The 10,713-nt window shown below is 59.1% G+C and carries 11 protein-coding genes; 6 read left to right on the top strand and 5 right to left on the bottom strand.

What is annotated here, in order from left to right; translation table 11 throughout:
* Positions 1 to 291 precede the first annotated feature (291 nt).
* From moaC to EYC95_RS25865, 4 genes are all read left to right on the top strand, one after another.
* Complete coding sequence (gene moaC, locus EYC95_RS25880; RefSeq protein WP_059406245.1) at positions 292 to 765, top strand: cyclic pyranopterin monophosphate synthase MoaC; 474 nt, start codon at positions 292 to 294, stop codon at positions 763 to 765.
* Complete coding sequence (moaD, locus tag EYC95_RS25875; RefSeq protein WP_131062853.1) at positions 762 to 1,004, top strand: molybdopterin converting factor subunit 1; 243 nt, start codon at positions 762 to 764, stop codon at positions 1,002 to 1,004. Before moaC ends, moaD begins: the two co-directional genes overlap by 4 nt.
* 2 nt (positions 1,005 to 1,006) lie before the next feature.
* Positions 1,007 to 1,459: a molybdopterin synthase catalytic subunit MoaE gene (gene moaE / locus EYC95_RS25870; RefSeq protein WP_131062852.1), complete on the top strand. Its 453-nt coding sequence runs from the start codon at positions 1,007 to 1,009 to the stop codon at positions 1,457 to 1,459.
* Positions 1,460 to 1,753: 294 nt separating this feature from the next.
* Positions 1,754 to 2,530, top strand: a complete 777-nt coding sequence (locus EYC95_RS25865) for an ABC transporter substrate-binding protein (protein WP_131062851.1) — start codon at positions 1,754 to 1,756, stop codon at positions 2,528 to 2,530.
* 107 nt (positions 2,531 to 2,637) lie between these two features.
* Here the strand turns inward: EYC95_RS25865 and EYC95_RS25860 are convergent, their stop codons facing one another.
* From EYC95_RS25860 to EYC95_RS25840, 5 genes are all read right to left on the bottom strand, one after another.
* On the bottom strand, positions 2,638 to 3,279 hold the full coding sequence (locus EYC95_RS25860) for a transcriptional regulator (RefSeq protein WP_131062850.1): 642 nt from the start codon (positions 3,277 to 3,279) through the stop codon (positions 2,638 to 2,640).
* 91 nt (positions 3,280 to 3,370) lie between these two features.
* Entirely contained in the window at positions 3,371 to 4,498 is a 1,128-nt protein-coding gene (locus tag EYC95_RS25855; RefSeq protein WP_131062849.1) for an FAD-binding oxidoreductase, read from the bottom strand.
* Positions 4,499 to 4,663: 165 nt separating this feature from the next.
* Positions 4,664 to 5,611: an ornithine cyclodeaminase family protein gene (locus tag EYC95_RS25850; protein ID WP_131062848.1), complete on the bottom strand. Its 948-nt coding sequence runs from the start codon at positions 5,609 to 5,611 to the stop codon at positions 4,664 to 4,666.
* A gap of 126 nt (positions 5,612 to 5,737) precedes the next feature.
* On the bottom strand, positions 5,738 to 7,225 hold the full coding sequence (gene rhlB, locus EYC95_RS25845; protein ID WP_131062847.1) for an ATP-dependent RNA helicase RhlB: 1,488 nt from the start codon (positions 7,223 to 7,225) through the stop codon (positions 5,738 to 5,740).
* A gap of 85 nt (positions 7,226 to 7,310) precedes the next feature.
* Positions 7,311 to 7,967 (bottom strand): alpha/beta hydrolase, encoded by a 657-nt coding sequence (locus tag EYC95_RS25840; RefSeq protein WP_131062846.1) that lies wholly within the window; start codon positions 7,965 to 7,967, stop codon positions 7,311 to 7,313.
* Positions 7,968 to 8,434: 467 nt separating this feature from the next.
* On the opposite strand from EYC95_RS25840, the gene EYC95_RS25835 reads away from it, so the two are divergent.
* Both EYC95_RS25835 and EYC95_RS25830 read left to right on the top strand, forming a co-directional pair.
* A complete protein-coding gene (locus EYC95_RS25835; RefSeq protein WP_131062845.1) occupies positions 8,435 to 9,463 on the top strand; it encodes an amino acid ABC transporter substrate-binding protein in 1,029 nt (342 codons plus the stop codon).
* 65 nt (positions 9,464 to 9,528) lie between these two features.
* Positions 9,529 to 10,710: an amino acid ABC transporter permease gene (locus tag EYC95_RS25830; protein WP_131062844.1), complete on the top strand. Its 1,182-nt coding sequence runs from the start codon at positions 9,529 to 9,531 to the stop codon at positions 10,708 to 10,710.
* The last annotated feature ends 3 nt before the right edge of the window (positions 10,711 to 10,713 follow it).

The raw sequence follows: 10,713 nt of genomic DNA, 5'->3' as shown, positions 1-10,713 counted from the left end.
AGATCGGATTGAGTTTGGTAACTTCTTGAAGGGCGTTTTGTAGGGACATGAAGCGGGCTCATAAAAACATAAGCCCGTTTCTATTACTGCTGGGCGGGCAAGTCAATTTCTTAACTGACTGGCATTAAGGCTTGCCCGCGAAGACGGCGTCACATCCGACATCAATGTGACTGATACATCGCTTTCGCGGGCAAGCCTCGCTCCTACAGGAGGTGTGTCGATTTAATAATCAAACGTGCGGAAAATTGACCCGCAGGTTTACAATCGACACTCCTTATCAGGAGTAACCCTGTGCTGACTCATCTCGATTCCCAAGGTCGCGCCAACATGGTCGACGTCACCGAAAAAGCCGTGACGTTCCGTGAAGCGACGGCCCAGGCGCTGGTGCGCATGCTGCCCGAAACCCTGCAGATGATCGTCAGCGGCGGTCACCCCAAGGGTGATGTGTTCGCCGTGGCGCGCATCGCCGGCATTCAGGCGGCAAAGAAAACCAGCGATCTGATTCCTCTGTGCCATCCGCTGATGCTCACCGGCGTCAAAGTCGAGCTCAGTGCCGAAGGCGATGACACCGTGCGCATCGTCGCGCGCTGCAAGTTGTCCGGGCAGACCGGCGTCGAGATGGAAGCCCTGACCGCCGCTAGCGTCGCGGCGCTGACTATCTATGACATGTGCAAGGCCGTGGACCGTGGCATGACCATCGAAAGCGTGCGGTTGCTGGAAAAACTCGGCGGCAAGAGCGGCCATTTCCAGGCAGATCAGCCATGAACGTCACCGTGAAGTTTTTTGCCCGTTACCGCGAAGCGCTTGGCGTGGATTCGGTAAAGGTTGAAGGCGATTTCGCCACGGTCGACGATGTGCGTGCGCTGCTGGCTCAACGTGACGGCGCCGAGGTACTGAGCGAGCAGAACCTGATGTGCGCCCGCAACGAGGACCTCTGCCAGCTCGACGAGCCGGTGACTGAGGGTGACGAAGTGGCGTTCTTTCCGACCGTGACCGGGGGCTGATCATGGCGATTCGCGTGCAATCCACGGCCTTCGATCCGGGTGCTGAAGTCAATGCCATGCACGCCACCAATGTCGGCGTCGGCGCTGTGGTGAGTTTCGTTGGCTACGTACGCGACTTTAATGACGGACTCGATGTGGCCGGGATGTTTCTCGAGCACTACCCGGGCATGACCGAAAAGGCCCTCGGCAAAATCGCCCTTGAGGCCGAACAGCGCTGGCCGCTGCTCAAGCTTGAAGTGCTGCACCGGATCGGCGCCTTGGAACCGGGCGAACCGATCGTCTTCGTCGGCGCCGCCAGCGCCCACCGCCAGGCGGCGTTCGACGCCTGCGCCTTTGTCATGGACTACCTGAAAACCCGTGCGCCGTTCTGGAAGAAGGAAAACACCAGTGACGGGCCGCGTTGGGTGGAAGGGCGTGCCAGTGATCATGCGGCGGCGGATCGCTGGAAGCATTGATTCCTGCGGTGTCTGCAAGTACACCTACGCGGGCAAGCCTCGCTCCTACAGATTTTGTGTTGTTCACAAAACGTGCATACGACACAAAACCCGTAGGAGCGAGGCTTGCCCGCGAAGAGGCCATTGCATCCTCCAATATCTTCCTGACACACCACCCGACCGTTGGCCATCGCCCCGATTGACGACTTATACATAAAAGTCCAGTATGGAATTACAAGTACAAAAAAGGCTTTTCCCCGTTTCAGCTCTTTCTTCTGTCTTGCCAAACCAACAACAACCCGCGAGAAAATGAACATGAAGAAATTCCCCCTCCTCACCGGTCTGGCGCTGAGCTTGTTGGCGTGCAGTACGCTGTTCGCCGCCGACAAAACCCTGCGTATCGGTATCGAAGCCGCTTACCCGCCCTTCGCGTCCAAGACCGAAAAAGGCGAGATCGTCGGTTTCGACTACGACATCGGCAACGCCTTGTGCGCGCAGATGAAGGTCAAGTGTGTGTGGGTCGAAGGCGAATTCGACGGTCTGATTCCTTCCCTGAAAGTGAAGAAAATCGACATGGCGCTGTCGTCCATGACCATCAACGAAGACCGCAAGAAGTCGGTGGACTTCACCCACAAGTACTACTTCACCTCATCGCGTCTGGTGATGAAGGAAGGTGCGGCAGTTGATGACCAGTACGCCAGCCTCAAGGGCAAGACTGTCGGTGTGCAGCGTGCAACCACCACCGACCGTTACGCCACCGAGGTTTTTGAACCGAAGGGCATCAACGTCAAGCGTTACGGCAACAACGAAGAAATCTACATGGACCTGGCAGCCGGTCGCCTCGATGCCATTTTTGCCGACACCATTCCGCTGAGTGACTTCCTGGCAATGCCGCGTGGCAAGGGCTATGCCTTTACCGGGCCGGAGCTCAAGGATCCGAAGTACGTGGGCGAGGGCGCCGGGATTGCGGTGCGCAAGGGTAACAGTGAGTTGGTCGCTGAACTGAACACGGCCATCGATGGTATTCGCGCGAGTGGCGAGTATCAGAAGATTTCGGATAAGTATTTCAAATCCGACATCTACGGCGACTGATAAATCGCCTTCGCGGGCAAGCCTCGCTCCTACAGAGAAACGCGTTCCCCTGTAGGAGCGAGGCTTGCCCGCGAAGAGGCCCGATCAAACAACACATCTACCAGGGTTCAGCCCTTCAATTCCTTCAAATGCTTGTAAACAGTCGCCCGCCCCATGTTCAGCACATTGGCCACATAGTTCGAAGCGCTTTTGCCTTTGAAAGCCCCTTCGGCGTGCAGCGCCAGCACCAGTTCGCGTTTGTGATCGCGCGTCAGCAGGTTCAGGCTCAGCTGACGTTCGCGCAGCCAAGCGTGCAGAAAGGTATTGATTCGCTCCTGCCAGTCATCGCGAAACAGTGAGTCCGGCTGCGGAATCAGCTTGCTTGGTGAGAGGAACAGATCCAGCGCAGCCTTGGCATTTTCGAACAGCGAAATGTTCAGGTTGATGCACAGCACCGCCAGCGGATGGCCGTCGCTGTCGCGCAAGACACTGCTCAGACTGCGAATCTTCTGGCCATCCCAATTGAGCTTTTCGTACGGCCCGATGTTTCGTTCGCTGACGTCGTCGCTGAGCATGTCCTCCAGCGCCGAGTCGTCACCTATTTCCCGCTTGGACAGGTTGTTGGCGATGTAATCGACTTTTTGCGTGCGCAGGTCGTGCAGCACCACTTCGGCATGGGGGAAGAACAGCGTTGCGATCGCATCGGCGATCGCGCGGTAGTTATCCAGAGAGGCGTTATCCACAGCCGGGTCTTTTTCAGGTGCGTTCATACAGTGGAGCTCCAAGCAGCGTCAGCGCCCTGCAAAAAAGGGCGCTGGAAGTTTGCCGCAATCGTGTCGACACGTCACCTCAGGACGAAAATCAGCTCAGGCGAGCGGGGGAGAGCATTTCGGCGTCCAGGCCGAAACGGCTGAGCTGTTCGGGCAAGGCTTCACCGCGCACCAGCGCTGCGCCGGCCAAGCCCATGGCGGGTGATGTCTGGATGCCGTAGCCGCCCTGTGCCGCGACCCAGAACAGCCCGGGCACGTGTTGATCGAAGCCGCAGATCAGATCGCCGTCAGCCACGAAGCTGCGCAGGCCGGCCCAGGTGCGGGTCGGGCGGCGGATGGTCAGCGTGGTGGCTTCTTCGATCTGGTAGATGCCCATCGCAATGTCCAGCTCTTCGGGCTGCACGTCGTGGGGCTCGACCGGGTCGGCGTTGGCCGGCGAGCCGAGGAACATCCCCGCGTCGGGTTTCATGTAGAAAGATTCGTCGAGGCTGACCAGCATCGGCCAATGGTGGATGTCCACGCCCTCGGGGCCGGCGAAAATGAACGCCGCGCGACGTTTCGGTTGCAGGCCCAGCGGTTTGGCGCCGGCCAGTTCACCGATCTTGTCGGCCCAGGCGCCCGCAGCGTTGATGATGGTCGGCGCGCTGAAGGTCTGACCGTTGGTTTGAACCTGCCACAGGCCTTCGGCAGTACGGGTCAGGCTCAACACTTCGCTGTCGGTATGGACTTCGCTTTTATTGCGACGGATGCCGCGCAGGTAACCCTGGTGCAGGGCATCGGTGTCGATGTCGCTGGCAGTCGGGTCGTAGATCGCGCCGTGGACTTTTTCCCGGCGCAGGATTGGCAGGCGTGCACAGGCTTCGTCGGCACTGAGCAGTTGCATCTCCGACACCGTGGCCTTGGCGCTCAGGTATTGATTGTTCAGCTCGGTCGGGTCGCCGGTGAAGTCCACGGTCATCTCGCCGCGCGGGGTCAGCAGCGGGTGTTCGCAAAAACCGGTGGGCGGCGCGTCGAAGAAGTCGCGGCTGGCCTGGGTCAGCGCGCGAACCTGCGGTGTGCCATAGGCCGCGGTATACAGGGCGGCGGAGCGTCCGGTGGAGTGATAGGCCGGATGGGATTCGCGTTCGAGCACGATCACCCGGGCGTGCTGCGACAGCCAGAAACCGGTGGAAGCGCCGGCAATCCCGCCGCCGATGATGATGAAATCTGCCTGGCTCATGAACGTCTCCTGATGGGGCGCAAATGCCGAATGTGTAGATGACCCCTGTAGGAGCGAGCGGGCGGCGATCCGACTTGCCCGCGAAGGCGGTGTACCAGTCTAGATTTATGTTTACTGACACACCGCCTTCGCGGGCAAGCCTCGCTCCTACAAGGGTTTGTGGTGTTAGTGCTGTAGGCGGTAGATGGCATTGGCCAGTGCGATATCTTCCAGGCCCAGGCCGATGGAGCGGAAGAACACGTGACGGTTGTAGTCAGGACGCTGCACCTTGCCGCTGAGCAAGTCGGGCAGGTCGCCAACGATCGCGTTCTTGTCCCAGCCATGTTGCTCACCGGCAATCAGCATTTCGCCCGCCGAGCCCGGAGTGGTCAGACGATAGTCGCAGAACACCTGCATGTCATTGAGGCTCTGCGGCGGTACTTCATGGGCGCGCGGGGCGTTGGTGCTGATGGAGGTGATCAGCGCCGGTTTGCGCAAGCTTGACGGATCGATCACCGGCCCTGCGGACGAAGTGCAGAGCATGATCACGTCGGCGTCCTGAATCGCTGCTTCGCGACTGTCGGTGATGGTCAGGCGTGGATCGAGGCTTTTGAGCTGTGCCAGCGTTTCAGGATTTTTATCGCTCAGGCTCGGCGAGTAGAGGCTGATGCTCTGCCAGTCACGCAGACCTTTAACGTAATGCAGGTGTGCCTGAGCGACCTTGCCGCTGCCGATAATCGCCAGGCGCCGGGCCTTCAGCGGGGCGAGGGCATCGACGGCGACGGCGGTGGTCGCGGCCGTGCGTGCGGTGGTCAGTTCACCGGCATCGCACAGCAGCAACGGTTGGCCGGTCTGCATCGACATCAACAACGTCCAGGCGGTTACCAACGCGCCTTGCTCGCGCACGATGTAAGGCGAAGTCTTGACGCCGTAGACGCCATCCTCAGCCAGCACGCCCAGGTAGTTAATGAAGTCGCCAGCGCCCTGAGGGAATTCCACCAACTGCTGCGCCGGTTGCACTGCTTGCCCGGCGGCCAGATCACGGAACAGCTTGCGCAGGATCTGCGGCACGTCGACCTGTGCCAGCAGCTCGCGGGCCTGGGATTGGGTGATCACGTAAGGCGTACTGGACATGGTCGGCTCCGAGTGCTGCAATTAAACTAATTTGTCCATTATGGACTTTTGGTTCTGTTGAGCAATATCGAGACGAAAAAAAAGCGCAGTCCGTTTCCGGCTGCGCCCTTTTCAGTAAGGCCCGAGTTACGGGCGCTTACGCTCGACCGCCCGCAGTAGATGCGTCGGCGGTGTTTCACAGCTGATTTTCCGACCCAGCAACGCCTCGATAGACGGTAGCTGGTAGGAGTCATCTTCACCCGCGAAGCTGATGGACACGCCATCCGCGCCGGCACGACCGGTACGACCGATGCGGTGCACGTAATCGTCCGGGACTTCCGGCAAGGTGAAGTTGATCACATGGCTGATGCCGTCGATGTGGATGCCGCGACCAGCCACATCAGTGGCGACCAGCACGCGGATCTTGCCTTCACGGAAACCTTCCAGGGTCTTGATGCGCTTGTGCTGCGGGACATCGCCGGACAGCTGCGCAGCGTTGACGCCGTCGCGCACCAGGCGCTCTTCGATGCGTCGCACTTCATCCTTGCGGTTGGCGAAGACCATCACCCGTTCCCAACCGTTGTCGTTGACCAGGTTGTAGAGCAGTTTGTATTTGTCGGCACCGGCCACGGCGTAAATGTGTTGCTCGACGTTTTCGCTGGCCACGTTCTGCGACTCGATCTCGACGATCGACGGGTCGGTGGTCCATTGCTTGGCCAGGTTCATCACGTCTTCGGTGAAGGTCGCGGAGAACAGCAGCGTCTGACGCTCGTCCTTCGGCGGAGTCTGGCGAATGATCTGACGCACTTGTGGGATGAAACCCATGTCGAGCATCCGGTCGGCTTCGTCCAGGACCATGACTTCGACCATGTCCAGGTGCACGTCGCCGCGCTGGTTGAAGTCGAGCAGGCGGCCCGGAGTGGCCACGAGAATGTCGCAGTGACGGGCTTCGAGGTGCTTGAGCTGCTTGTCGAAGTCCATGCCGCCGACAAACGTCATGACATTGAGGCCGGTGTACTTGGTCAGGTCGGCGGCATCCTTGGCGATCTGCACCACCAGTTCGCGGGTCGGCGCGATGATCAGTGCCCGCGGTTCACCCATGTAGCGTTCCTTGGGTGGCGGGGTTTCCAGCAGTTGCGTAATGATCGAGATCAGGAACGCAGCGGTTTTGCCGGTGCCGGTCTGGGCGCGACCGATGGCGTCTTTGCCCGCGAGGGTGAAGCCCAGCACTTGCGCCTGGATCGGCGTGCAATACGGGAAGCCCAGGTCCTGGATGGCGTGCATCAGTTCCGGGGCGAGTTTGAAATCGTGGAAACGGGTTTTGCCTTCCTGAGGTTCGACGGCAAAGTCTTCGAGTTTCCAGGGAATGACCGGCGCTTTCGGTTTCGGTTCGCGACGCGGTTTTGCAGGTTTCGGCGTTTCGCTGCTCGGGGGCTCGGCGGTAAAAGTCTCGACAGGTTGGGCGGCCGGTGTGGCCATCGGTTCGTGCTTCGGTGCCGCTACGGTTGCGGTCCGGCCAGGCTGATTACCGTCGGTGCGGTGGCTGGGGATGTGAGACGGAGCGCTGGGAACTGGCGCGAGCTGCTCAGTCTCGCTTTTACCGAACATTTTTTTGAGTGCTTTGAGCACGGTCATCTCATCGATTGGTTAAGGAATATACGCCGGCCAGTGTAATGCAAGAATCGGGCGCGGCGTAGGGGGATGGATCAATGGGTAGCTTTTAGCGTAAACGCTCTGCCAGCCAGACGCCGATGTCGCGAATTTCTTCGGGTAACACTTCGTGGCCCATTGGGTATTCCTGCCATGTCACGGTGACACCACGCTGCTTTAAAAACTCATAGGCGGTGCGGCCCATGGAGTTTTGAACGACATCATCGTACTGGCCGTGTAAAGACAGCACGGGAATGCGCTGCTGGCTGGCGGAAAGCTCGAGTTCATCACTGAAGGTCGGCGCATACGTGGAGAGGGCAAGTACGCCACCCAGCGGTCCCTGCCATTTCAGAAATGCGGTGTGCAACACGACGGCGCCACCTTGGGAAAAACCTGCGAGAAAAATCCGCGAGGCGTCTATTCCGCTGGATCGCTGTTCTTCGATCAAATCAAACACTCGTTGCGCCGACGCCTCCAGCTGCTCGCGACTGATTGCGCGCGCGGGGCTCATGGCCAATATGTCGTACCAGCTCGGCATCTTGTAACCGCCGTTGATGGTGACGGCGCGGGTCGGTGCCTGGGGAAGAACGAAGCGGGTGGTCAGCAGGCTTTCCTGCAAGGCTTCGGCCACGGGCAGGAAGTCGTAGCGGTCAGCGCCCAGGCCGTGCAGCCATATAACGCAGGCGTCTGCGGGCTTGACGGGTTGAAGAATCAAGGGCTCGGTCATGGCTGCTCCAATTTTGTGCGTGCGCTCTCATTGAGTGCGAGAGGTGAGTGCGGGTCTGGTTGATCCGTTAAGAAGATGTCGCAAGGCTACAAGTTTTGCTATTGACCTGTCGCCGAACGGCTTCGGCGAGCGGTCTGGTACGGGCTTTGCTATAGGAAAGCCTGTACTGAAATCCCACGCCTGTCGGTAACACTATCAGGCCATTGTGGTTGGTGGGATAGCAAAGAATCCGGTGATGGATGTTCGCCAGTGGCCGCTACGGGCTTCGCGAACGTGAAAGGGCTACAGCCCGTTCGGCCGATTGGTGAGAAGTGAGTGGTCCATGATTTGGATTTTCTCCTACTAGACTCATAGCGCAGGTCCTACGTCGGTTGACCCCAAAAAAAGCCAACACGGGTCGACTACGCCTCATAAGGGTGCGACAGGACTCAAGCTCCGACACAACAAAAGCAAAACTGGAGGTTTGAATGAAGATGTTGAAATCCACCCTGGCCATCGTGACTACAGCCGCAGTACTAGGTGTCAGCGGGTTCGCTCAGGCGGGTGCAACCCTGGATGCAGTGCAGAAGAAAGGTTTCGTACAGTGCGGTGTAAGTGACGGTCTGCCGGGCTTCTCGGTTCCGGACTCCACTGGCAAGATCATCGGTATCGATGCTGACGTCTGCCGCGCTGTGGCCGCTGCCGTATTCGGCGACGCGACCAAGGTCAAATTCAGCCAGCTGAACGCCAAAGAGCGCTTCACCGCGCTGCAGTCCGGTGAAATCGACGTGCTGTCGCGTAACACTACCTGGACCAGCTCCCGCGATTCGGGCATGGGCCTGGTGTTTGCCGGCGTGACTTACTACGACGGCATCGGCTTCCTGGTGAACAACAAGCTGGGTGTGAAAAGCGCTAAAGAGCTCGACGGCGCGACCATCTGCATTCAAGCCGGTACCACCACTGAGCTGAACGTTTCCGACTACTTCCGCGGTAACGGTCTGAAATACACCCCGATCACTTTCGACACCTCCGATGAAAGCGCCAAGTCGCTGGAATCCGGTCGTTGCGACGTGCTGACCTCCGACAAATCCCAGCTCTACGCACAACGCAGCAAGCTGGCGACCCCGACCGACTACGTCGTTCTGCCGGAAACCATCTCCAAGGAGCCTCTGGGCCCGGTCGTGCGTAAAGGCGACGAAGAGTGGTTCAGCATCGTCAAGTGGACCCTGTTCGCGATGCTCAACGCTGAAGAGATGGGCATCACCCAGACAAACGTTGAAGCTGAAGCCAAAGCCACTAAGAACCCGGACGTTGCTCGTCTGCTGGGCGCTGACGGTGAATACGGCAAAGACCTGAAAGTGAAGAAGGACTGGGTCGTTCAGATCGTCAAACAAGTGGGTAACTACGGTGAAGTGTTCGAGAAAAACCTCGGCAAGGGCACTCCATTGGCCATTGACCGCGGGCTGAACGCTCTGTGGAACAACGGCGGCATTCAATACGCACCACCAGTGCGCTGATGGATCTATCACCCGGCGGGCCAACCGCCGGGTGATGTTCTGTTCCATTATTTGCGGGGCACTTCATGCAAAATTCAATCGGCGCACCAAAGCAGAGGCTCAGCCTCAGCGATCCGAAAGTGCGTGCGTGGCTATTTCAGATCATCACCATTGTGGCGGTGGTCTCGATGGGCTGGTATCTGTTCGATAACACGCAGACCAACCTTGAGCACCGGGGCATTACCTCCGGCTTCAGCTTTCTGGAGCGCAGTGCCGGTTTCGGCATCGCTCAACACCTGATCGACTACACCGAATCGGACAGTTATGCCCGGGTGTTTGTCATCGGCTTGCTCAACACACTGTTGGTGACCTTCATCGGCGTGATCCTGGCGACGATCCTCGGGTTCATCGTCGGTGTGTCACGGCTGTCGAAGAACTGGATCATTGCCAAGCTGGCGACTGTTTATGTGGAAGTCTTCCGCAACATTCCGCCGCTGCTGCAAATCCTGTTCTGGTACTTCGCGGTGTTCCTGACCATGCCAGGGCCACGCAACAGCCATAACTTCGGCGACACCTTCTTCGTCAGCAGCCGCGGCCTGAATATGCCCGCAGCGTTGGCGGCGGACGGTTTCTGGCCGTTTGTGGTCGGCGTCGTCGTGGCCATCGTCGCCATCGTGCTGATGTGCCGCTGGGCCAACAAACGCTTCGAAGCCACCGGCGTTCCGTTCCGCAAGTTCTGGACCGGCCTGGCGCTGTTGCTGGTGATCCCGGTGCTGTGTGCGCTGATCTTCGGCGCCCCCGTGCATTGGGAAATGCCGGAGCTCAAGGGCTTCAACTTTGTCGGTGGCTGGGTGCTGATCCCGGAACTGCTGGCGCTGACCCTGGCCCTGACCGTGTACACCGCGGCGTTTATCGCCGAGATCGTGCGTTCGGGCATCAAGTCGGTCAGCCACGGCCAGACCGAAGCGGCGCACTCGTTGGGTTTGCGCAACGGTCCGACCCTGCGCAAGGTGATCATCCCGCAAGCCCTGCGCGTGATCATTCCACCGCTGACCAGCCAATACCTGAACCTGGCGAAGAACTCCTCGCTGGCAGCCGGTATCGGTTATCCGGAAATGGTCTCGTTGTTTGCCGGTACGGTGCTGAACCAGACCGGGCAGGCGATCGAGGTGATTGCCATCACCATGAGCGTGTACCTGGCGATCAGTATCAGCATTTCCCTGCTGATGAACTGGTACAACAAGCGCATTGCGCTGATCGAGCGGTAAGGA

It is taken from the genome of Pseudomonas sp. BGI-2, from assembly GCF_004310295.1.
Lineage (GTDB): Bacteria > Pseudomonadota > Gammaproteobacteria > Pseudomonadales > Pseudomonadaceae > Aquipseudomonas.
Note: the sequence above shows the minus strand (reverse complement) of the source record. Positions and strands in the feature narration are given on the sequence as shown.

What these genes read in the sequence shown, in the direction of transcription:
- moaD (WP_131062853.1), top strand. Translation starts at nt 762, where the DNA reads ATGAACGTCACCGTGAAGTTTTTTGCCCGTTACCGCGAAGCGCTTGGC.
- moaE (WP_131062852.1), top strand. Translation starts at nt 1,007, where the DNA reads ATGGCGATTCGCGTGCAATCCACGGCCTTCGATCCGGGTGCTGAAGTC.
- EYC95_RS25865 (WP_131062851.1), top strand. Translation starts at nt 1,754, where the DNA reads ATGAAGAAATTCCCCCTCCTCACCGGTCTGGCGCTGAGCTTGTTGGCG.
- EYC95_RS25860 (WP_131062850.1), bottom strand. Translation starts at nt 3,279, where the DNA reads ATGAACGCACCTGAAAAAGACCCGGCTGTGGATAACGCCTCTCTGGAT.
- EYC95_RS25855 (WP_131062849.1), bottom strand. Translation starts at nt 4,498, where the DNA reads ATGAGCCAGGCAGATTTCATCATCATCGGCGGCGGGATTGCCGGCGCT.
- EYC95_RS25850 (WP_131062848.1), bottom strand. Translation starts at nt 5,611, where the DNA reads ATGTCCAGTACGCCTTACGTGATCACCCAATCCCAGGCCCGCGAGCTG.
- rhlB (WP_131062847.1), bottom strand. Translation starts at nt 7,225, where the DNA reads ATGACCGTGCTCAAAGCACTCAAAAAAATGTTCGGTAAAAGCGAGACT.
- EYC95_RS25840 (WP_131062846.1), bottom strand. Translation starts at nt 7,967, where the DNA reads ATGACCGAGCCCTTGATTCTTCAACCCGTCAAGCCCGCAGACGCCTGC.
- EYC95_RS25835 (WP_131062845.1), top strand. Translation starts at nt 8,435, where the DNA reads ATGAAGATGTTGAAATCCACCCTGGCCATCGTGACTACAGCCGCAGTA.
- EYC95_RS25830 (WP_131062844.1), top strand. Translation starts at nt 9,529, where the DNA reads ATGCAAAATTCAATCGGCGCACCAAAGCAGAGGCTCAGCCTCAGCGAT.